At 71.8% G+C, this 20,789-nt stretch carries 17 protein-coding genes; 9 read left to right on the forward strand and 8 right to left on the reverse strand.

From position 1 onward, the window contains the following. Positions 1 to 148: 148 nt before the first annotated feature. The gene (locus OG446_RS18030) at positions 149 to 2,245 is read left to right on the forward strand and encodes an ATP-binding SpoIIE family protein phosphatase (RefSeq protein ID WP_328895023.1); all 2,097 of its coding nucleotides are present in this window, start codon (positions 149 to 151) and stop codon (positions 2,243 to 2,245) included. A 15-nt stretch (positions 2,246 to 2,260) separates the two neighbouring features. On the opposite strand, the gene OG446_RS18035 is transcribed toward OG446_RS18030, so the two are convergent. The 3 genes from OG446_RS18035 to OG446_RS18045 form a co-directional block, all read right to left on the reverse strand. Beyond that, complete coding sequence (locus OG446_RS18035) at positions 2,261 to 3,346, reverse strand: AI-2E family transporter (RefSeq protein ID WP_328895024.1); 1,086 nt, start codon at positions 3,344 to 3,346, stop codon at positions 2,261 to 2,263. An 84-nt stretch (positions 3,347 to 3,430) separates the two neighbouring features. After that, the gene (locus tag OG446_RS18040; protein ID WP_219573270.1) at positions 3,431 to 4,387 is read right to left on the reverse strand and encodes a pirin family protein; all 957 of its coding nucleotides are present in this window, start codon (positions 4,385 to 4,387) and stop codon (positions 3,431 to 3,433) included. A gap of 189 nt (positions 4,388 to 4,576) precedes the next feature. Then, positions 4,577 to 5,017 carry an SseB family protein gene (locus tag OG446_RS18045; RefSeq protein WP_018522179.1) on the reverse strand — a complete coding sequence of 147 codons (441 nt, stop codon included), beginning with the start codon at positions 5,015 to 5,017 and terminating at the stop codon, positions 4,577 to 4,579. 150 nt (positions 5,018 to 5,167) lie between these two features. On the opposite strand from OG446_RS18045, the gene OG446_RS18050 reads away from it, so the two are divergent. The 3 genes from OG446_RS18050 (at position 5,168) to OG446_RS18060 (ending at position 9,150) form a co-directional block, all read left to right on the forward strand. After that, complete coding sequence (locus tag OG446_RS18050; protein ID WP_328895025.1) at positions 5,168 to 6,994, forward strand: acyl-CoA dehydrogenase; 1,827 nt, start codon at positions 5,168 to 5,170, stop codon at positions 6,992 to 6,994. Positions 6,995 to 7,116: 122 nt separating this feature from the next. Then, complete coding sequence (locus OG446_RS18055; RefSeq protein WP_328895026.1) at positions 7,117 to 7,791, forward strand: hypothetical protein; 675 nt, start codon at positions 7,117 to 7,119, stop codon at positions 7,789 to 7,791. Between the two features lie 60 nt (positions 7,792 to 7,851). Continuing rightward, a complete protein-coding gene (locus OG446_RS18060) occupies positions 7,852 to 9,150 on the forward strand; it encodes a M18 family aminopeptidase (RefSeq protein ID WP_328895027.1) in 1,299 nt (432 codons plus the stop codon). Between the two features lie 49 nt (positions 9,151 to 9,199). Here the strand turns inward: OG446_RS18060 and OG446_RS18065 are convergent, their stop codons facing one another. Continuing rightward, complete coding sequence (locus tag OG446_RS18065) at positions 9,200 to 10,192, reverse strand: GlxA family transcriptional regulator (RefSeq protein ID WP_328895028.1); 993 nt, start codon at positions 10,190 to 10,192, stop codon at positions 9,200 to 9,202. 153 nt (positions 10,193 to 10,345) lie between these two features. Between OG446_RS18065 and OG446_RS18070 the strand changes: the two genes are divergently transcribed. The 3 genes from OG446_RS18070 to OG446_RS18080 all read left to right on the forward strand — a co-directional run bounded on the left by OG446_RS18070 (position 10,346) and on the right by OG446_RS18080 (position 14,242). Further along, the gene (locus OG446_RS18070; RefSeq protein ID WP_328895029.1) at positions 10,346 to 10,936 is read left to right on the forward strand and encodes a cysteine hydrolase family protein; all 591 of its coding nucleotides are present in this window, start codon (positions 10,346 to 10,348) and stop codon (positions 10,934 to 10,936) included. A gap of 129 nt (positions 10,937 to 11,065) precedes the next feature. Then, positions 11,066 to 11,284, forward strand: coding sequence for a DUF6458 family protein (locus OG446_RS18075; protein ID WP_328895030.1), 219 nt, complete (start codon positions 11,066 to 11,068; stop codon positions 11,282 to 11,284). A gap of 126 nt (positions 11,285 to 11,410) precedes the next feature. Then, entirely contained in the window at positions 11,411 to 14,242 is a 2,832-nt protein-coding gene (locus OG446_RS18080; RefSeq protein ID WP_328895031.1) for an AfsR/SARP family transcriptional regulator, read from the forward strand. A 258-nt stretch (positions 14,243 to 14,500) separates the two neighbouring features. Here OG446_RS18080 and OG446_RS18085 read toward each other — a convergent pair whose 3' ends face one another. Next, positions 14,501 to 16,312 (reverse strand): NHL domain-containing thioredoxin family protein, encoded by a 1,812-nt coding sequence (locus tag OG446_RS18085; RefSeq protein WP_328895032.1) that lies wholly within the window; start codon positions 16,310 to 16,312, stop codon positions 14,501 to 14,503. A gap of 64 nt (positions 16,313 to 16,376) precedes the next feature. Here OG446_RS18085 and OG446_RS18090 point away from each other — a divergent pair, with 64 nt between their 5' ends. Beyond that, a complete protein-coding gene (locus tag OG446_RS18090) occupies positions 16,377 to 16,868 on the forward strand; it encodes an LURP-one-related/scramblase family protein (protein WP_328895033.1) in 492 nt (163 codons plus the stop codon). A 45-nt stretch (positions 16,869 to 16,913) separates the two neighbouring features. On the opposite strand, the gene OG446_RS18095 is transcribed toward OG446_RS18090, so the two are convergent. Then, positions 16,914 to 17,714 (reverse strand): carbon-nitrogen family hydrolase, encoded by an 801-nt coding sequence (locus OG446_RS18095; RefSeq protein WP_328895034.1) that lies wholly within the window; start codon positions 17,712 to 17,714, stop codon positions 16,914 to 16,916. Positions 17,715 to 17,899: 185 nt separating this feature from the next. Between OG446_RS18095 and OG446_RS18100 the strand changes: the two genes are divergently transcribed. Then, positions 17,900 to 18,724: a maleylpyruvate isomerase family mycothiol-dependent enzyme gene (locus OG446_RS18100; protein ID WP_328895035.1), complete on the forward strand. Its 825-nt coding sequence runs from the start codon at positions 17,900 to 17,902 to the stop codon at positions 18,722 to 18,724. Positions 18,725 to 18,793: 69 nt separating this feature from the next. On the opposite strand, the gene OG446_RS18105 is transcribed toward OG446_RS18100, so the two are convergent. Both OG446_RS18105 and OG446_RS18110 read right to left on the reverse strand, forming a co-directional pair. Then, complete coding sequence (locus OG446_RS18105; protein ID WP_328895036.1) at positions 18,794 to 20,104, reverse strand: MFS transporter; 1,311 nt, start codon at positions 20,102 to 20,104, stop codon at positions 18,794 to 18,796. Next, a complete protein-coding gene (locus tag OG446_RS18110) occupies positions 20,101 to 20,775 on the reverse strand; it encodes a GntR family transcriptional regulator (RefSeq protein ID WP_328895037.1) in 675 nt (224 codons plus the stop codon). Before OG446_RS18110 ends, OG446_RS18105 begins: the two co-directional genes overlap by 4 nt. Positions 20,776 to 20,789 lie beyond the last annotated feature (14 nt).

Raw genomic sequence — 20,789 nt, forward strand, 5'->3', positions numbered from 1 at the left:
GTTCATCCAGTCTTCGCGGTTGGGGGATGATTCAGCCACCCCAGGCTACCGCCCGCGACCGGACCGTTTCATTGTCATTGATCGCGCCAAGATCGTCGGCGGGGCTCTGGCGCTGCCCCGCATGCACATGCCGGTCTAAAGTGGGGCAATGCGCACCGAGGAAGTCCTGGCCGCGACGGCGACCGGCCTTTGGCGCTGGGACAACCGGGCCGGAACGGTCACGCTCGACGCGGAGGCGGCCCGGCTCCTGGAGCTGCCCGCCGAGCACAGCGTCTTCCGTGAGTCGGAGGTGCGCTCCCGCTTCCATCCCGTCGACTGGAACGAGATCTACGCGGTGGTGAACCTCGCCGTCGCCGAGGACACGCTCGCCGAGGCCCGGGTGCGGATCGTGGACGAGCACGGACGGGTGCTGCGGACCGTCCGGAGCCGCTCCAAACCGCTGCGGCCCGAGGCGGGCTCCGAGGCGGACTACGTGCTGGTCGGCACGCTCCAGGAGGTCGCCGAGCCGCAGCCCGGCACCACCGGGGCGCACACCCCGATCACCGGCGACTGGCGGCGCTCCCGCGAGGCGTTCCTGCTCGACGCGGGACGGGCGCTGGCCGAGGCCCGGTCGACGGCGGAGGTGCTGCGGGTGGCCTACTCGCTCTCCATGCCCGGGTTCTCGCCGGACGGGCTGGCGGTCTTCGGGGTCGAGGGCGAACGGCTGACGATCATCGGCCACCACGGGCACAACATGGGCGACGAGGGCCCGTTCAGCGACATGCCGCTGGAAACCGACTACCCCGCCGCCGAGGTCGTCCGGACCGGCCGGGCCGTCTATCTGCCGACCGCCGACGACTACCGCGACCGCTATCCGGCCACCTGGCCGCTCGCCCAGCGGTTCGGGCGCCGGTCCTGGGCCTTCCTGCCGCTGATCGTGGCGGGCCGCACGATGGGTACCTGGATGGCCGGGTTCCGGCACCCGGTCTCGTTCTCGCCGGACGAACGGTCGGTGCTGACGACCGTGGCCCGGATGCTCGCCCAGGCGCTCGCCAGGGCCGGGGTCGCCGAGACGGAGCGGGAACTGTCGCTGGGGCTCCAGCGCTCGATGATGCCGTCCCTGGGGCCCGACATCCCGGGGATGACGGTCGCCGCCCGCTACGTCCCGACCGGGGGCGGCCTCCAGGTCGGCGGCGACTGGTACGACATGATCCCGCTGCCCAACGGCCGCATCGCCCTCGTCATCGGCGACGTCCAGGGGCACGACGTGCGGGCCGCGGGGCTGATGGGCCAGCTGCGGATCGCCCTGCGCGCGTACGCCTCCGAGGGGCACCCCCCGGACGCGGTGCTCTCGCGCGCCTCGCGCTTCCTGTCCGGGCTCACCGACGCGTACGAGGACGGCGAGGAGCCGGAGGCACGCTTCGCGACCTGCCTGTACGCGGAGGCGGACCCCGTGACCGGCGTCCTCGACATCGCGCGGGCCGGTCATCCCGACCCCGTGGTCATGACCGGCGACGGGACCGCCGTCATCCGCCGGACCGAGGGCGGGCTGCCGCTCGGGATCGAGGCCGACGCGGACTACCCGGCGACCCGGATCACGCTGGAGGCCGGGGAAACGATCATGCTGTGCACGGACGGCCTGATCGAGACCGGCGGGCACGACCTGGCCACCGGCTGGGTCCGGCTCCGGCCGATCCTGGAGGGGCACACCGGGGATCTGGAGAAGCTCGCGGACGAGCTGGTGCAGGCCGTGCACGGACCGGCCTCGCACCACACGACGGGGCCCCTCGCCGACCGGCGCGAGGACGACATAGCGCTCCTGCTGCTGCGGCGCGAGGCCTCCACGACGCACCGGGCCGCGCCCCGCCGTATCGCGCTGACCATCGCCCAGGCGGAACCGGAACGGATCGCCGCCGCCCGCGCGCTGCTGCGCGAGTTGCTGCACGACTGGGCGGACGAGGAGCAGGTCGACTCGGCGGTGCTGATGGTCTCCGAGATGGCCACGAACGTGCTGGTCCACACGGACGGCGACGCGCTGATGGTCGCGCAGGCGACCGGTGAGCACGGGGAGCGGCGACTGCGGGTCGAGGTGTCCGACGGCAGCGACGAGCTGCCGCACAGGCGGCGGCCCGGCGAGATGGCGTCGAGCGGGCGCGGCCTGGTGCTGATGGAGATGCTCGCCGACGCGTGGGGGGTGGACCCGCGGGGCTCGGGGAAGTCGATCTGGTTCGAGCTGTACGAGTCGGCGGAGCTCTCGGAGCCGTAGGCAGCCGCGCGGGCGTTACGCCGACGGCCCCGCGGCCGCCCCTCCGGGCACTTCCGGGGCGTCCGGGCCACCCGGGCGCAGCTCGCCCAGGACGCCGAAGGCCGCCGCGCACAGCGGGACCGCGAGCAGCATCCCGAGGATCCCCGCCACGCTCGCGCCCGCCGTCAGCGCGATCAGGATCATGGCGGGGTGCATCTGGACCGTACGGCTCTGGATCATCGGCTGGAGGACATGCCCCTCCAGCACCTGGACGGCGAGAACGACCCCGAGCGCCCAGAGCGCGATCACCAGCCCCCGGTCCGCCAGCGCCACCAGGACCGCGACGGCGCCGGAGATGAAGGCGCCGAGGTACGGGATGTAGGCGCCGACCAGGACCAGCGCACCGAGCCCCACCGCGCCGGGCACGCGCAGGATCAGCAGGCCCACCGTGATGCAGACGGCGTCGATCAGGGCGATGAGCGTCGTCCCGCGCATGAAGCCCTCGACGGCCTCGAAGGCCCGCCGGCCCATCGCCTCGACGAGGTCGCCGGTGCCGCGCGGCGCGATGGAGTGCGCGAGTTTCACGGCTCGGTCGGAGTCGCGCAGGAAGAAGAAGGTCAGCAGCAGGGCGAGGACGCTGGTGGCGACGAGCGAACCGATCAGGCTGATCCCGGAGAGGAGTCCGCCCGCGGCGCTCGCACCGAACTTCTCCACCAGGGTCTTGGCGTTGCCCGCGAGGTCGTCCACGTTCGCGCCGTCCTCGATCCCGAAGTGGTCGATGACCCACTGCGCGGCGTCCTTCAGCGACTGGACGATCTGCTCGCCCGTGTCGACGAGCGCGGTGACGACGATGTAGCCCGCCCCGCCGACCACGGCGACGAGCACGGCGCAGGTGAGCCCGGCCGCCACGGAGCGGTTCACCCCGTGGGCGGCCATCCGGCGGTGGACCGGCCCGAGCAGTCCGGTACCCAGCAGCGCGAGGAGGACCGGGGTGACGGCGGTCTTGAAGACGATGCAGAGGAAGACGAGGACGGCGGCGACACCCGCGACCAGCAGGACGACACCGCACCACGCGGCCGCACGCCGGGCGGCATCGGGCAGGAGGGGCTTCTGGGTCTGCACCCTCCCACCCGATCACGCCGCGGCAGTGGTGTCCCGCCTGCGCCGCCGTACGAGTGATGAACCGTCATACGGCGGCAGCGGGGCTCACATTCCGTGGACGGCGGGCACGGTGCCGAGGCGGCCGGCCTGGAAGTCCTCGAAGGCCTGCTTGAGTTCGGCCTGGCTGTTCATCACGAACGGTCCGTAGTGCGCCATCGGCTCCCGGATGGGACGGCCGCCGAGCAGCACGACCTCCAGGTCCGGGGTGTTCCCGTCCTGCTGCTCGTCCGCGCGGACGGTCAGCGAGGACCCGGCTCCGAAGACCGCGGTCTGGCCCATGTGGACGGGACGGCGCTCCTCACCGACGGTGCCGCGGCCGGCGAGCACGTACGCGAGGCCGTTGAAGTCCTCGCGCCAGGGCAGCGTCACCTCGGCGCCGGGGCGCACGGTGGCGTGGATCATCGTGATGGGGGTGTGGGTGACTCCCGGGCCCTCGTGGCCGTCGAGCTCGCCCGCGATCACCCGGAGCAGCGCGCCGCCGTCGGGGGAGGCGAGCAGCTGGACCTGGCCGCCGCGGATGTCCTGGTAGCGCGGGGCCATCATCTTGTCGGCCTTGGGCAGGTTCACCCAGAGCTGGAGGCCGTGGAAGAGGCCGCCCGACATGACGAGGGACTCCGGCGGCGCCTCGATGTGGAGCAGCCCCGATCCGGCCGTCATCCACTGGGTGTCACCGTTCTGGATGGTGCCGCCGCCCCCGTTGGAGTCCTGGTGGACGAAGGTGCCGTCGATCAGGTAGGTCACGGTCTCGAAGCCGCGGTGGGGGTGCCACGGAGTGCCCTTCGGCTCTCCTGCGGCGTACTCCACCTCACCCATCTGGTCCATCATGATGAACGGGTCGAGGTGCTTGTAGTTGATCCCCGCGAAGGCGCGGCGGACCGGGAAGCCCTCGCCCTCGAACCCGCTCGGCGCCGTGGTCACGGCGAGCACGGGACGGGCCGCGGCGTCGCCGGCGGCGGCGACCTTGGGCAGGGTCAGCGGGTTTTCGACGGTCACTGCGGGCATGGGAGCCACCTCCGGGGGACTGTTCTGGAACCAATTTAGTTGAATGGTGAACATCCCGCAAGGCGCCATCCATTCCCGCGCGGTCCGGAGCGGCGGAATCCCCGGTCCGGAGCGACGAAAACCCCGCCGGAGCAGCAGAAAGGGGCCCGTACCGCCCAGCGGCACGGACCCCCTCCCGACGGCCTGCGATCAGCCGTACATGCGGCGCATCGCGAAGTCGACCATCTGCTCCACGGCCTTGGCGTCGAAGACCATGCGGTGCTCGCCCTCCATGTCCAGGACGAAGCCGTAGCCGGTGGGCAGCAGATCGATCACCTCGGCCCCGGTGATCACGAAGTACTTGGACTCCTTGCCCGCGTACAGCCTCAGCTCCTTGAGCGTGGTGAACATCGGGATCACGGGCTGCTGGGTGTTGTGCAGCGCGAGAAAGCCCGGATTGTCACCGCGCGGGCAGTAGACCTTCGACGTCGCGAAGATCTGCTGGAAGTCCTCGGCGGCCAGCGAGCCGGTCGTGAAGGCCCGTACCGCGTCGCCCAGCGAGGGCGGCGAGGGTTCGGGATACAGCGGCTGCTCGCCGTAGCCGCCACCCATCGGCTGCTGTGCGCCCTGGTTCTGGTCGTAGCCGTACATGGAGCAAAGAGTAATCGGACACATCCGGCCCTTGAGGGGTTGCGTCTTATTACTGACGGGTAGCATCATCGTAGAGGTCAGCTGATACGTCCGGGCCACCCCTGCACACGGGGCGCTGCGCGCCACTGCTATTGATTACGGAGCCTTCCCATGGGGCACTACAAGTCGAATCTCCGCGACATCGAGTTCAACCTCTTCGAGGTCCTCGGGCGCGACAAGCTGTACGGCACCGGACCGTTCGCGGAGATGGACGTCGAGACCGCGAAGAGCATCCTCGACGAGGTCACCCGCCTCGCGGAGAACGAGCTCGCCGACTCCTACGCCGACGCCGACCGCAACCCCCCGGTCTTCGACCCCGAGACCAACACCGCACCGGTCCCGGACTCCTTCAAGAAGTCGTACCAGGCCTTCATGGACTCCGAGTACTGGCGTCTCGGCCTCCCCGAGGAGATCGGCGGCACGACCTCGCCCCGCTCCCTGATCTGGGGTTACGCGGAGCTGCTGCTCGGCGCCAACCCGGCCGTGTGGATGTACTCCTCCGGCCCGGCGTTCGCCGGCATCCTCTTCGACGAGGGCAACGAGGCGCAGAAGAAGATCGCCGAGATCGCCGTCGAGAAGCAGTGGGGCTCGACGATGGTGCTGACCGAGCCGGACGCCGGTTCCGACGTCGGCGCGGGCCGCACGAAGGCCGTCGAGCAGGAGGACGGCTCCTGGCACATCGAGGGCGTGAAGCGCTTCATCACCTCGGGCGAGCACGACATGTCCGAGAACATCATTCACTACGTGCTGGCCCGCCCCGAGGGCGCCGGACCCGGCACCAAGGGCCTCTCCCTGTTCATGGTCCCGAAGTTCCACTTCGACTGGACCACGGGTGAGCTGGGCGAGCGCAACGGCGTGTACGCGACGAACGTCGAGCACAAGATGGGCCTCAAGGCGTCCAACACCTGCGAGATGACGTTCGGCGACCAGCACCCCGCCAAGGGCTGGCTGATCGGCGACAAGCACGACGGCATCCGCCAGATGTTCCGCATCATCGAGTTCGCCCGCATGATGGTCGGCACGAAGGCCATCGCCACGCTCTCCACGGGCTACCTCAACGCGCTGGAGTACGCCAAGGAGCGCGTCCAGGGCACCGACCTGTCGCAGTTCATGGACAAGACGGCCCCCAAGGTCACCATCACGCACCACCCCGACGTGCGCCGCTCGCTCATGACGCAGAAGGCGTACGCCGAGGGCATGCGCTCCCTCGTGCTGTACACCGCCTCCGTCCAGGACGCGATCCAGGAGAAGGAGGCCGCGGGCGAGGACGCGAAGGCGCTGCACGGCCTCAACGACCTGCTGCTCCCGATCGTGAAGGGCTACGGCTCCGAGAAGTCGTACGAGCAGCTGGCGCAGTCGCTCCAGACGTTCGGCGGCTCCGGGTACCTCCAGGAGTACCCGATCGAGCAGTACATCCGTGACGCCAAGATCGACACGCTGTACGAGGGCACGACGGCCATCCAGGGCCAGGACTTCTTCTTCCGGAAGATCGTCCGCGACCAGGGCGCCTCGCTCAACGCGCTCTCCGAGGAGATCAAGAAGTTCCTCGCGGGCGCCCAGGACAACGAGGAGCTGTCCGGCGCGCTGGACCACCTCGCGAAGGCCGCCGTGGACCTGGAGGCGATCGTCGGCACGATGATCACCGACCTCACCGCGACCGGCGAGGACGTCAAGAACATCTACAAGGTCGGCCTCAACTCGACCCGTCTGCTGCTGGCCTCCGGTGACGTCGTCGTCGGCTACCTGCTGCTGAAGGGCGCGGCCGTGGCCGCCGAGAAGCTGCCGACCGCCTCCCCGAAGGACGTCGCCTTCTACCAGGGCAAGATCGCCGCCGCGAAGTTCTTCGCCGCGAACATCCTGCCGGGCGTCGGTGCCGAGCGCGCGCTCGCCGAGGCCGTCGACAACTCCCTGATGGAGCTGGACGAGGCCGCGTTCTAGAAGCTTCCGCCCTCAAGACCGTCACCACGCACCGTCACCCGGACACGCTTTCGGGTGGCGGTGCTGTCGTCTGCGCCTTCTTCCCTATGATCGGACCTCGTTGACGAGGGGGAGGCCGGCGCATGAGCCGAGTGGACGGGCACAGGTACATACGGGGCGCGGCGGCCGGGGCGGTCCTGTTGCTGCTGGTCGCGGGCTGCGGCAGCGGGGACGACGGCGGCGGAGCCGCGAAGGCGCTCGGCAAGGCGGAGGTCTCCGCGGTCCTGCCCGACGCGAAGGCCATGCCGGGCTGGCGGACGCAGCTGGAGCCCGATGCCCAGGAGCCGGTCCGGGAGTACCCGCCGACGGTCTGCCTGACGAAGGACAAGGCGAAGCGCGCCACGGCCTGCGGCAAGATCACCTACTACGGCGTCGCCGCCTACGTGCGCAAACCCGACGTCACCTCGCTCAACTACTGGGTGCTCGCCTACCCGGACGAGAAGACCGCCGACACCGCCTATGACGCCATCGTCGAGTACTACGGCGGCGACCGGGTCGGCGTGGGCGCGGTGCCGGTGGACATCGGCGAACCGGGCGACGAACGCGAGGCCAACCGCGCCGGGATGGGCACCATGGGCGGGCCCGCCACCATCACCCAGCTCCGGGTCGGCACGACCGTGCTCGGCATCAGCACCGGGACCCAGGGCAAGAAGGCGGTTTCCGACCAGGAGGTGAAGGAGTTCGCCGCCGTGTTCGCCGAGCGCGCCCAGCAGGCGCAGAACGGCGAGAAGCCCTCCGCCGCCGTTGCCGGAGGATAGCGGTGGCCCCGGGGGCACTACGGTGAATCCTCCGGGCCGGGCCTGGTTAGAGTGAAGAACATGAGTTCCTCCCTCCGGTTCGACCGCGGCCACACCGACGATCTGATGGCCTTCCTGATGTCCGCCCCCTCCCCGTACCACGCCGTGGCGAGCGCCGCGGCGAGGCTGGAGAAGGCCGGCTTCCGGCAGGTCGAGGAGACCGCGGCCTGGGACGGGACGACCGGCGGGAAGTACGTCCTGCGGGGCGGCGCCATCGTGGCCTGGTACGTGCCGGAGGGCGCCGGGGCGCACACCCCGTTCCGGATCGTCGGCGCGCACACCGACTCCCCGAACCTCCGGGTGAAGCCGCTGCCCGACACCGGTGTGCACGGCTGGCGGCAGGTCGCGGTGGAGATCTACGGCGGCACGCTCCTCAACACCTGGCTGGACCGCGACCTCGGCCTCGCCGGCCGGATCTCGCTGAACGACGGCACGCATCGCCTGGTCGACATCGACCGGCCGCTGCTGCGCGTCCCCCAGCTGGCCGTGCACCTGGACCGGTCGGCCAACACCGACGGGCTCAAGCTGGACCGCCAGAAGCACATGCAGCCCATCTGGGGGCTCGGTGACGTCGCGGAGGGCGACCTCATCCGCTTCGTCGCCGAGGAGGCGGGCGTCGACGCCGAGGACGTCACCGGCTGGGACCTGATGACGCACCCCGTCGAGGCGCCGTCCTACCTGGGCCGTGACCGCGAGCTGGTGGCCGGTCCGCGCATGGACAACCTCCTGTCGGTGCACGCGGCCACCGCGGCGCTCGCCGCCGTCGCCGGGCAGCCCGACGCCGAGATCCCGTACATCCCGGTACTGGCCGCCTTCGACCACGAGGAGAACGGCTCGCAGTCCGACACCGGCGCGGACGGACCGCTGCTCGGCACGGTCCTGGAGCGCTCGGTGTTCGCCCGCGGCGGTACGTACGAGGACCGCGCCCGCGCCTTCGCCGGCACCGTCTGCCTCTCCTCGGACACCGGCCACGCGGTCCACCCGAACTACGCGGAGCGTCACGACCCGACGCACCACCCGGTCGTCAACGGCGGACCGATCCTCAAGGTCAACGTCAACATGCGGTACGCGACGGACGGCAGCGGCCGGGCCGTGTTCGCGGCGGCGTGCGAGAAGGCGGGCGTGCCGTGGCAGACGTTCGTCTCCAACAACGCGATGCCCTGCGGGACGACGATCGGCCCGATCACCGCCGCCCGGCACGGCATCCAGACCGTCGACATCGGCGTGGCCATCCTGTCGATGCACAGCGCCCGTGAGCTGTGCGGCGCCGACGACCCGCATCTGCTGGCCACCGCGCTGGCGTCGTTCCTGGCGGGCTGACGACACGCTCCGCCGGTCCCCCTGCCCCGATCGGGCAGGGGGACCGCTGTCATTGCGGGCCTGTCCGGAAGCGGCGGCGGTACTCGGTCGGGGTGGTGTCCAGCCTGCGGCGGAACGCCCTGACGAGGGTGTCCACGGTGCCGAACCCGCAGGCGGACGCGACCCGTTCAAGGGTGGCGTCCGTGGATTCGAGCTGGTTGCGGGCCCTCTCGACGCGGACCGACTCGATGTAGGCGTGCGGCGTCGTGCCGAGTTCGGTCTTGAAGATCCGGGTGAGCTGCCGGTCTCCGATGTGGCCGTACGCGGCGAGGTCCGCGACGGTGAGCGGTTCGGCGATGTTCCGCATGATGTAGTGCCGCAGGTCCTCGATGCGCCGGGTCGTGGAGACCTGTTCCAGCGGAACGCTGAACTGGCTCTGCCCGCTCGGCCGCTTCAGGTACATCACGAGCTGCCGGGCGACCCGCAGCGCGACGGCCTCGCCCAGATCGTCGGCGACGAGGGCGAGCGACAGATCGAGGCAGGCGCTGATCCCCGCGCCGGTCCACACGTCTCCCTCGCGGATGAAGATGGGATCGGCGTCGACCTCCACCAGCGGGTGGTCGTCGGCGAGTCGCTGTGCGGTCGACCAGTGCGTGGTCGCCCGCTTGCCGTCGAGGAGTCCCGCGGCGGCGAGGATGTGCGCGCCGACGCAGACGGACGTGACCCGGCGCGTGCGCCCGGCGAGCGCTTCCACCCGGCGCACCACGGCCGGGTCGGTGAGCGGGTGCACACGCCCCTGCCCGTCGGTCTCCACCGCTCCGGGCACCAGGAGGGTGTCGATACTCCTCGCCGCCAGGTCGTCGAAGGTGAGGTCGGGGAGGATCCGGACCCCGGCGGACGTGGTGACGGGGGCAGTCGTCTCGGCGGCCAGGACCACCTCGTAGCCCGCCGCTTCCGCCGCCTCACGGCGCGCGAGGGAGAACACCTCGGGCGGCCCGGTGACGTCGAGCAGGTCCACGCCGTCGAAGAGGACGATGACGACCAGCCGGTCAACGGTGCTCACGGGCCTCGCGCCTCCTGTTTCCGCTCCAGCCGGGGTGTCTGTTTCTGCAGGTTAGACGACATTGCCGACACGCGGAGCGTGTCTTAGCGTCGTAAGTGCGCCCACCGATCCGGTGGGACCGCGCTCCCCGACCGAAACCCAGGTGCCACAGTCATGCCCCGAACGACGCTGCGTCAGCTCAACGGCCTCGACGACACCCCCGCGAAGCTCGCCGAATCGACCCTCGTCCTCATCGACTACCAGAACACCTACACGACCGGTGTGATGGAACTGGACGGCTGGCAGGCCGCACTCGACGCCGGCGCCCGGCTCCTGGCACGGGCCCGCGAGGCGGGCACGAAGGTCATCCACGTGATCAACGACGGCGGGGAAGGGTCCGCGTACGACATCCGGGCCGAGATCGGCCGGATCCACCCGGCGGTCGCGCCCGCCGACGGCGAGACCGTCGTCGTCAAACAGGCACCGGACTCCTTCGTCGGCACCGACCTGGGCGAGCACGTCGACGCCGCGGGCCGGACCGACCTCGTCATCGCCGGGTTCATGACCCACATGTGCGTCCAGTTCACCGCGCAGGGCGCCTTCCTGCGCGGTAACCGGCCCACCGTCGTGGCCGACGCCTGCGCCACCCGCTCCCTGCCGGTCGCCGGCCGCGAACTCGACTCCGACCAGGTGCACCAAGGCGCCCTCGCCACCATCACCGACCTGTACGGGGTCGTCGTCCCGACGCAGGAGTCCCTGGCCTAGCGATATCCGCGGCGTCCGGCCCGTCCCACGCGGACGCCCCGGACCGGCGCCGGGGGCATGGCCGTTCCCGGACCGGGTACCCGTCTCGCACACGGCCCGGAGCTTCCGGCCGTCAAGGAGGCAGAACTCATGGGACTCGGAGGATGCATCATCCTCATCGGTGCAGGGGCGATACTCGCCTTCGCGACCGACTGGGAAATGGACTCGGTCAACGTCGACATGGTCGGCTGGATCATGATGATCGTCGGCATCATCGGTGTCTTCGTCTACGCGAGCGTGATGCGCCGGCGCCGCATGGTCGTGCCGCCCACCACCACCGTGGTGGGTGACGACGAACGGCGGCTGTGACCTGCGTGGGTGCGCCCCGCCGGGCGGGCGCACCCCTTGGCGGACAGGGCGGAACCCCCGATATTCTGGCCGCTTGTCCGTGACCCGGAACCGGGCGCGTCACGCCCGGGAATGGGAGAGCCGCTCGTGGAGTTCCGGTTGCTCGGCACCGTCTGCGTCGACACGCTGACCGGACCGCTGCCACTCGGCCCCGCCAAGCGCCGCAGCCTGCTCGCCGCACTGCTGCTGCGCGCCAACACACCTGTTTCCATGGCGCGGTTGACGGACTGCCTGTGGGACGACGACCCGCCCCTGCACGCCCGCACGGTCATTCAGGGCCATGTGTCCCGGCTGCGCGTCCTGCTGACGAGTGCGGACGCGGAGGCGTACGGGGTCGAACTGGCCACGCTCGGCGACGCCTACGTCCTGCGGGCGCCGGAGACCCTGCTGGACTCCCAGCGGTTCGAGGAACTGCTGATGCTGGCCCGGGAGCAGCGCAGCCCGGCCGACTCCGTGCTCATGCTGAAGGAGGCCCTGTCGTTGTGGCAGGGGCCCGCGCTCACCGGTACGTACGCCAGCGCGCCGCTCCAGGCTGCCGCGCACGCGCTGGAGGAGTCCCGGCTGGCGACGGTCGAGCAGCTGGCGCGCGCCTACGCCGTGCTGGGGGAGCACCACCGGGCGGCGGCGGTCCTGCGGGCCGAGGCCGACGCCCATCCGATGCGGGAGTCCCTCGCCGCGGCCCTGATGACGGCGCTGTACCGGTCGGGCCGGCAGTCCGAGGCGCTGGACCGCTTCCACCGCACGCGCCGGATGCTCGCCGACGAGCTGGGCATCGACCCGGGGCGCGAGCTGGCCGACGCGTACGCGCAGATCCTGCGCGGCGATCCGGACCCGGCGGGCGACCGGTCACCGGGTGACCTGCCCGATGTGCCCGAGGCCGACCGCGCGCCCGGGGCCCCTGACGGCGCCGGAACGGTCCCGGCACGCGCCGCCGTGCCCGACCCCGCCGCTCCGACCCGCGCCCCGCTCGTCCTGCCGCCGACGCACCCCGGCACCACGCCGCACCCCACCGACCTGCTGCCCCGCGCACCCCGCGGCTTCCACGGGCGCGGCGCCGAACTCACCGCGCTGTCCCGGGCCGCGGCCGGCGAGGCACCCGTCTGTCTGCTCACCGGACCGGCCGGGGTGGGCAAGACCGCGCTGGCCCTGCACTGGGCGCGCCGGTCCCCCGCGGCGTTCCCGGACGGGCGGCTCTACGCCGACCTGCGCGGGTTCTCCGACACCGGTGAGCCGACCCCCCTGGAAGTCCTGCGCGAGTTCCTGCTCGCGCTCGGCGTCGCGCCCCGCCGGGTCCCGGAGTCCGTCACCGGCGCCGCGGCGCTGTTCCGCTCGCTGACCGACCGGCTCAGCCTGCTCGTCGTCCTCGACAACGTCCGTGACTCCGCCCAGGTCAGGCAGCTGCTGCCGGGCGGCACGGACTGCGTCACGCTGATCACCAGCAGGCACCGGCTGGAGGGCCTCATCGCCTCGGACGCCGCCGTCCCGGTGCCGCTGGACGTGCTGGAGCCGCCGGACGGCACCGCGCTCCTGGCCGGGGTGCTGGGCGAGGAGCGGGTCGCCGCCGAACCGGTCGCGGCCCGGCGGCTCGCCGAGCTCTGCGGCGGACTTCCCCTCGCCCTGCGGGTCACGGCGGCCCGGCTGGCGGGACGCCCGCAGTGGACGCTCGCCGACATGGCGGACGAACTCGCCGACGAGCGCAGCCGGCTGACGTACCTCGCCGTGGAGGACACCGGGGTCTCCGCCGCGCTGCGGCTGACCGTGCAGCAGCTGCCGCCGGACGCCGTCCGCCACTTCACCCGGCTCGGCCACCACCCGGGCAGCCACTTCGACCCGTACACGACCGCCGCGCTCGCCGGCAGCGACCCGGTCGTCGCCGCGGCCGCGCTGGAACGGCTCGCCGCCGCTCATCTGGTGACCGAGGCCGGACCCGGGCGCTGGATACTGCACGACCTGGTGCGGCTCTACGCCCGCGGGCTCGACCCGGCGGCCGGGCCTGACGCGCTCCTCGGCGTGCTCGACCACTACATCGCCACCGCGCTGGCCGCCGCGGACACGGCCGAACCCGGCGGCGAGCCCTGCTTCGTGCTGCCGGACGACTTTCACCGGCCCGCCGCCGTACGGGACTTCACCGGCCGGGACGCGGCGATGGACTGGCTCGCGGCCGAGCGCGAGGACCTCTCCCTGGCCGCTGCCGCCGCCCGCACCGCAGGACTCGAGGACCGGGCCTGGCGGATCATCCTGCTCCAGTGGCCGCACGTGGTGTGGCGGGCACGGGACGGCTGGGCCCCGATGCTGGAACTGGCCCTGGCCGCGGCAGTCGCGCGAAGCGATCCGTACGCCGAGTCCCGGGTGCGCAATCTGCTGGGCTGGGTGCTGTCGGAAGAGGGCAGGACCAGCGAGGCCGTGGCCCTTCTGGAGCCTTCGCCCGGCCTCGCGCGGCAGGCCGGGGACCGGCTCGGCGAGGCGACGGCCCTGATCAACCTGGCGATCGTCCAGGCCGAACAGGGCGGCCTCGACGTGGCCATGGAGGGCTGCGGCCGGGCGCTGGAGCTGGCCAGGAAGGAACCCGACGCGCACACCGAGATGCTCGCCCTCCAGCACCTCGCCCGCATGCAGCTCACCGCAGGACGCCCACAGGACGCCCTGGACTCCGCCCGCGCCGCCTTCGAGCTGGGCCCCGAGCACGAGGAGGCGGCCCGCCGGGTGCTCCTGACGACCGTCAGCGGCGAGGCGCAGCTCGCCCTGGGCGCGGAGGACGAGGGAGTCCTGCTGCTGGACCAGGCGGCCACGGAGGCCGAGCGGGCCGGCTACGACGTGGGCGCGGTGCGGGCGCTGGAGGCGCTGCTGCGGGTCTCCTCGGGGCCGGAGTACGTGCGGCGGTACGAGAAAGCGGTCCGGCGGCTCGCCGACGACGGGTGAACGGCCCCGGGACCGACGGCAGGTGAAGGCCTGCGGGGGCGGGTGACGGTGAGGACGGCCGGGGCCGGGGGGTGGTCCCGCGCGCCCGTCCCGGGGCCGACGGCAGCGAAGACGGCCGGGGCGACGGCGGCGGTCCCGCGCGCCCGTCCCGGAGCCGACGGCAGCGAAGACGGCCGGGGCGGACGACGGTGGTCCCGCGCGCCCGTCCCGGTCGCGTCCTCTCAGCCCTGCTCGTCCGTCATCCCGGCCGACGCGCTCTCAGCCCCGCTCGTCCATGCCCGCGAGCACCAGCGGCAGCCGCGAGGCCCCTTCGGCGGTCACGGTGACGGGGACGCCCCAGTCCTGCTGGTGGACGTGGCAGGCCGGGTACTCGTTCGCCGGGTCGTCGTCGCAGGAAGCGGCCATCGCGGAGACGTGCAGGACGCCCTCGGTGACGCCCTCGGCGAGGACCAGGTCGCGGAAGAGGTCGGTGCCCGCGCCTTCGCCCGCGGCCAGCAGCTCCGGCGGCGTCGAGGAGACCAGCAGCCGGGTCGAGGGCCCGTAGCGGGTGTCCAGCTTCTGGCCGGCGGGCGCCTGGAAGACGACATCGAGCCGGAGCGTGCCCGGAGCGATCGCGGTCGCCGCGCGCTGGGTCCGGTGCGCCTGGTCGGCGACCCGTACCGCCTCCTCGGGCAGCCGCAGCCGGGTCAGCCGGTGCCGGGCGGACTCGACGACCACGAGGTCGCCGTCGACCAGCACGGCGTCGCTGGGCTCGCGCAGATCCGTGGCCAGCGTGGTGACCTCGTCGCTCGCCGGGTCGTAGCGGCGCAGGGCGTGGTTGTACGTGTCGCAGACGGCGACGGACCCGTCCGGCAGGGCGGTGACGCCGAGCGGGTGCTGGAACAACGCCTGAGCGGCTGCGCCGTCGCGGTGGCCGAAGTCGAAGAGGCCGGTGCCGACAGCGGTGTGCACGGCACCCCCGCGGTCGACGTAGCGCAGGGAGGACGTCTCCGAGTCGGCGACCCACAGCCGGTCCTCGGTCGCGGCGAGCCCGGACGGCTGGGCGAACCAGGCCTCCGCACCCGGCCCGTCGACCAGCCCTTCGTTGGTGGTGCCGGCCGCGACCCGGACGGTGCCGGCCTCGGGGTCGTAGGTCCACAGCTGGTGCACACCCGCCATGGCGATCCACAGCCGGCCGTCGAACCAGGCGACGTCCCACGGCGAGGAGAGGTCGACCTCGCGGGCCGCGCCACTGGTGGGGGCTCCCTGCCACCACTGGCGGCCGGTGCCCGCGAGGGTGGTCGTCACACCGGTCGTGAGGTCGAGGGCGCGGATCGCGTGGTTGACCGTGTCGGCGACGGCGATCCGCCCGTCGGGCAGCACTGCCAGCCCCTGCGGTTCGCTGAACCGGACGTCGTCGGGCCCGCCGTCCACGAGCCCGCGCTCGCCCGACCCGAAGTGACGCCGGACGCTCTCGCCGTCCGCGTCCAGTTCGACCAGACGGTGGCGGGTGGTGTCGGAGACCAGGAAGCCGCCGTCGGCCAGCAGCAGGGCCTTGCCGGGGAACCGCAGGTGCGTGGCCACCGGCTCGGGCGCCACATAGGGTCCGTCGCCGCGGCGCAGGGTGCCCTTCGCCGCGTGCTCGGCCTCCAGCTCCTCGACCAGCTTCTCGATGGCGTGGGCGTGGCCCTCGCCCGCGTGCTGGGCGACGACATAGCCCTCGGGGTCCACGACGACGAGCGTCGGCCAGGCACGTACGGCGTACTGCTTCCAGGTGGCGAGCTCGGGGTCGTCCAGTACCGGGTGGTGGACCTCGTACCGCTCGACGGCGTCGACGACGGCCTGGTGCTCCGCCTCGTGGACGAACTTCGGCGAGTGGACGCCGATGATCACCACGGTGTCGCGGTGCTTCTCCTCCAGCTCGCGGAGCTCATCGAGGACATGCAGACAGTTCACACAGCAGAACGTCCAGAAATCCAAGATCACAATGCGCCCTCGCAGGTCAGCGAGGGTGTACTGCCGGTCGCCTGTATTGAGCCAGCCGCCCTTGCCGATCAGTTCGGGGGCCCTGACGCGCGCACGTGTTGCCATGTGAACAGTCAACATCACCGTGGCGTCCACGCATTCCGCGGAGGGCTCGGGGAACCTGTGAGCCATGAGACTTCTCGTGCGTGAGCGACTGTTCGGCATCGGCGACGACTACTGGATCGAGGACGCCGACGGGCGCAAGGTCTTCCTCGTCGACGGCAAGGCCATGCGGATGCGCGACACCTTCGAGCTGAAGGACGCGCAGGGCCGGATCATCGTCGAGATCCGGCAGAAGCTGCTCAGCCTGCGCGAGACGATGCTCATCGAGCGGGACGGCGAGCAGCTCGCGAAGGTCAAGCGGAAGCGGCTGTCGCTGCTGCGCAACCACTACCGGGTGACGCTGGTGGACGGCACCGAGCTCGACGTCAGCGGCAAGATCCTGGACCGCGAGTTCGCGGTGGACTACGACGGGGAGCTGCTGGCCCAGATCTCGCGCCGCTGGCTGACCGTGCGGGACACGTACGGGATCGACATCGTGCGCGAGGACGCCGACGCGGGGCTGCTGATCGCGGTGGCGGTGTGCGTGATCGTGCTGGCGGAGAAGGAGCACGAGGACTGAGAGGCGGCGGGTGCCTGTTTCACGTGAAACAGGCACCGCCCTCGGTCAGCCCAGTGACGCGGGCCGCGACAGCCCCAGCCGGCGGTCCTTGAGCGCGGGGAACTGCTCCCGGGTGGTGGCGACCTTGGCCGGGTCGAACTCGACGGTCAGCACCTCCTCGTCCGCGCCCGCCTCGGCGAGCACCTCGCCCCACGGGTCGACGACGATGCTGTGGCCCGCCTGCGGGACACCCGCGTGGGTGCCGGCGCAGCCGACGGCCAGGACGTACGCCTGGTTCTCCACGGCCCGGGCCCGGGCCAGCAGCGTCCAGTGGGCGCGGCGGCGCTCCGGCCAGCCGGCCGCGACGACGAGGGTCTCGGCGCCCGCGTCGACGAGGCCGCGGAACATCTCGGGGAAGCGGAGGTCGTAGCAGGTGGCGAGGCCGAGGGTGGTCTGCGGCAGGGCGAGGGTCACCAGCTCGTCGCCGGCGCCCATCATGACCGCCTCGCCCTTGTCGAAGCCGAAGCGGTGGATCTTGCGGTAGGCGGCGGCCCGCTCGCCCTCGGGCGTGAAGACGAGCGTGGTGTTGTAGAGCGTGCCGTCGGCATCCCGTTCGACGAAGGACCCCGCGTGCAGCCAGACCCCGGCTTCGGCGGCGGCCTTGGCCATCGCCTCGTGCGTGGGGCCGTGCAGCGGTTCGGCCTCGCTCTCGAACTCCGTGTAGGCGAAGGCTCCGACCGGCCAGAGCTCGGGCAGGACCACCAGGTCCGCGCCCTGTTGGGCGGCGATGAGTGAAGCCGCGCGTTCCCTGCGGGAATTCACGGATTCGTCCGGGTCTACTGCGATCTGGATGAGGGAGGCGCGCACACTACCACCGTCCTGGCATTCGAGCCGTCAACACGGGCCTACGATCGTCACACGAAAGCACTGCCGGGGTGCCTGCTCGCAGCGTAACTTAGCCACCGAACCTCATCGCCGCTCTCGCAGCCCGCAGCCCGCCGTCCGCGCCCAGCTCTCCAGCCCATGCACCGCAGAACCGCACGAGGGGTCCCGTGACCGTCCATCCCAGCCTCCAGACCTACGCCGACGCCTGGACCCACTCCATCGAGTCGATAGCCGAGCTGGTGAGCCCGCTCACCGAGGGGGAGTGGAACGGCCGTACGCCATGCCCCAACTGGTCGGTGCGCGACATCGTCTCGCACATCATCGGCATGGAGTGCGAGCAGCTCGGCGACCCGCGTCCCATCCACACGCTTCCGCGTGATCTCTTCCACGTACAGAGCGACTTCGCCCGCTACATGGAGATGCAGGTCGACGTCCGGCGCCACCACACCGCGCCGGAGATGACCTCCGAGCTGGAGTACACGATCATCCGCCGGGCCCGTCAGCTGCGCAACGAGACGCGTGACCCGGAGACCATGACGCGGGCGCCGCTCGGTGCCGAGCAGACCCTCGAACTGGCGCTGCGGATGCGCGCCTTCGACGTCTGGGTGCACGAGCAGGACCTGCGGACGACGCTGGGCAAGCCCGGCAACCTGGATTCCCCCGGCGCCGCCGTCGTCCGGGACACGCTGCTTCTGGCGCTGCCGAAGGTCGTGGCCAAGGACGCGGGCGCACCGCCCAATTCGGCGGTCGTGCTGGATGTGCACGGTCCCATGGAGTTCCTGCGCACCGTCAGGGTCGACGCGGAGGGCCGCGGTTCGGTGGACGGTGCGCCCTCGCTCGGTCCCGTGGTGGCGCTGGCGATGGACTGGGAGACGTACGTACGCCTCGCCTGCGGCCGGGTGCGGCCGGGCGCCGTCGCGGACCGGATCAAGGCCGAGGGCGATCAGGACCTGGCCGCCGCGATCCTGCAGAACTTCGCCGTCACCCCGTAGTCACGGCACACCGGTGCGCCCGCCCCGCGGACGGGACGGGCGCACGCGGCGGCCGGCGGGGCACAGCGGTCACACGGGCACGTGCACGGCCTCCACGCGGCTGATCACATGGTGCTCGCGCTCCCGGTGCGCGGCCTTGCGCCGCAGCCGCAGGATCTGTACGACGCCGAGCGCCTCCAGGACGAAGACCGAGGCGAAGGCGATGCGGTAGTTGTCGCCGGTCGCGTCCAGCAGCACACCGACGGCGAACAGCGTGGTCATCGAGGCGACGAAGCCGCCCATGTTGACGATGCCCGACGCGGTGCCCTGGCGCTCCGGCGGGTTGGCCGGGCGGGCGAAGTCGAAGCCGATCATCGAGGCGGGCCCGCAGGCGCCGAGCACCACGCACAGGGTGATCAGCAGCCACATCGGCGCATGGTCCCCGGGGTGCAGGATGGCCGATGCCCACAGCAGGGCCGTCATGCCGACCGTCCCCAGGGCGAGCGGGATCCGGGCCGCGTGGTGGCGGGCGATGACCTGTCCGTAGACGAGGCCGACGGCCATGTTGGAGAGCACCACCAGCGTGAGCAGCTCCCCCGCGGTCCCCCGGCTCAGCCCCTGGTCCTCGACCAGGAACGGCATGCCCCACAGCAGCAGGAACACCATGGCCGGGAACTGCGTCGTGAAGTGCACCCACATGCCGAGCCGGGTGCCGGGCTCCCGCCAGGCGGCGGCGATCTGCTTGCGTACGTACGTCGCACCGGCGTGCTCGGCGGGCGGCGGCTCGAACCCCTCGGGGTGGTCCTTCAGGAAGAGCAGGAGCAGCACCAGCACCACGACCCCGGCCAGCGAGCTGCCGACGAAGGTGGTGGTCCAGCCGAGGCCGTGCAGGGACCGGGCGATGACCAGCGTGGAGACGAGGTTGCCCGCCATGCCGAAGAGGGCGGCGACCTGTCCGATCAGCGGGCCGCGCCGGGCCGGGAACCAGCGGGCCCCCAGCCGCAGCACGCTGATGAACGTCATCGCGTCGCCGCAGCCCAGCAGGGCACGGGAGGCCAGCGCGCTGCCGTACGAGGGGGAGAGCGCGAAGCCGAGCTGCCCGAGGGTGAACAGGACGGCCCCGATGGCGAGGACCTTCTTGGTGCCGAGCCGGTCGACCATCAGGCCGACGGGTATCTGCATGCCGGCGTAGACGAGCAGCTGGAGGATGGAGAAGGTGGAGAGCGCCGAGGCGTTGACGTCGAAGCGCTCGGCGGCGTCGAGGCCGGCGACACCCAGGCTGGTACGGAAGATGATCGCGACGAAGTAGACGCCGACACCGATGCCCCAGACCCAGGCGGCACGTCGGCCACCGGGCGGATCGCCGGGCAGGGACAGGGTGGGAGCAGCGCCGGCACTCACCGGTCCTCACCCCTGACCAGCACCTTGACCCGGCTGACGTGGCGGCGCACGACCTGCGCGGCACCGTCCGCGTCGCCGGCCCTGATCGCGTCCAGCAGCTCGCCGTGCTCGGTGATGTTGGCGGCGATCCTGCCGGGGTGGGACTCCATGACGGCGACCCCCATCCGCAGTTGCCGGTCGCGCAGCTGGTCGTAGAGGCGGGACAGGATCTCGTTGCCCGCGTGGCGGACGATCTCGGCGTGGAAGCAGCGGTCCTTCACGGAGACGGCGGCCAGGTCCCCTGCCTCGGACAACTGCCGCTGCTCCTCCAGGAGCTCTTCCAGTCGGGCGATCAGCTGCGCCGAGGCGGGCACCGCCTTGCGTACGGCGAACTCCTCGACGAGCAGCCGGGTCTCCACGACGTCGGCGATCTCCTGCGCGGAGACGGCGAGCACGAGGGCGCCCTTCTTCGGGTAGAGCTTGATCAGCCCCTCGACCTCCAGCCGCAGCAGCGCCTCGCGCACGGGAGTACGGGAGACCCCCACGGCGTCGGCGAGGTCGCCCTCGGTCAGGAGCGTCCCGCCCTCGTAGCGGCGGTTCAGGACCGCGTCCTTGATGTGGGTGTAGACGCGCTCGGCGGCGGGGGGCCGCTTCGCGGGCGGACGGACGGGGGACGCGGCTGGAGCAGGCATGCGCACAGCATAGA

Origin of the sequence: Streptomyces sp. NBC_00236, assembly GCF_036195045.1 — a bacterium.
GTDB lineage: Bacteria > Actinomycetota > Actinomycetes > Streptomycetales > Streptomycetaceae > Streptomyces.

Bases quoted from the DNA above. Each gene is read 5' to 3' on its own strand.
- OG446_RS18075 (WP_328895030.1), top strand. From the start codon at position 11,066: ATGGGACTCGGAGGATGCATCATCCTCATCGGTGCAGGGGCGATACTC.
- OG446_RS18090 (WP_328895033.1), top strand. From the start codon at position 16,377: ATGAGACTTCTCGTGCGTGAGCGACTGTTCGGCATCGGCGACGACTAC.
- OG446_RS18055 (WP_328895026.1), top strand. From the start codon at position 7,117: ATGAGCCGAGTGGACGGGCACAGGTACATACGGGGCGCGGCGGCCGGG.
- OG446_RS18040 (WP_219573270.1), bottom strand. From the start codon at position 4,387: ATGCCCGCAGTGACCGTCGAAAACCCGCTGACCCTGCCCAAGGTCGCC.
- OG446_RS18060 (WP_328895027.1), top strand. From the start codon at position 7,852: ATGAGTTCCTCCCTCCGGTTCGACCGCGGCCACACCGACGATCTGATG.
- OG446_RS18045 (WP_018522179.1), bottom strand. From the start codon at position 5,017: ATGTACGGCTACGACCAGAACCAGGGCGCACAGCAGCCGATGGGTGGC.
- OG446_RS18110 (WP_328895037.1), bottom strand. From the start codon at position 20,775: ATGCCTGCTCCAGCCGCGTCCCCCGTCCGTCCGCCCGCGAAGCGGCCC.
- OG446_RS18085 (WP_328895032.1), bottom strand. From the start codon at position 16,312: ATGGCAACACGTGCGCGCGTCAGGGCCCCCGAACTGATCGGCAAGGGC.
- OG446_RS18030 (WP_328895023.1), top strand. From the start codon at position 149: ATGCGCACCGAGGAAGTCCTGGCCGCGACGGCGACCGGCCTTTGGCGC.
- OG446_RS18050 (WP_328895025.1), top strand. From the start codon at position 5,168: ATGGGGCACTACAAGTCGAATCTCCGCGACATCGAGTTCAACCTCTTC.
- OG446_RS18070 (WP_328895029.1), top strand. From the start codon at position 10,346: ATGCCCCGAACGACGCTGCGTCAGCTCAACGGCCTCGACGACACCCCC.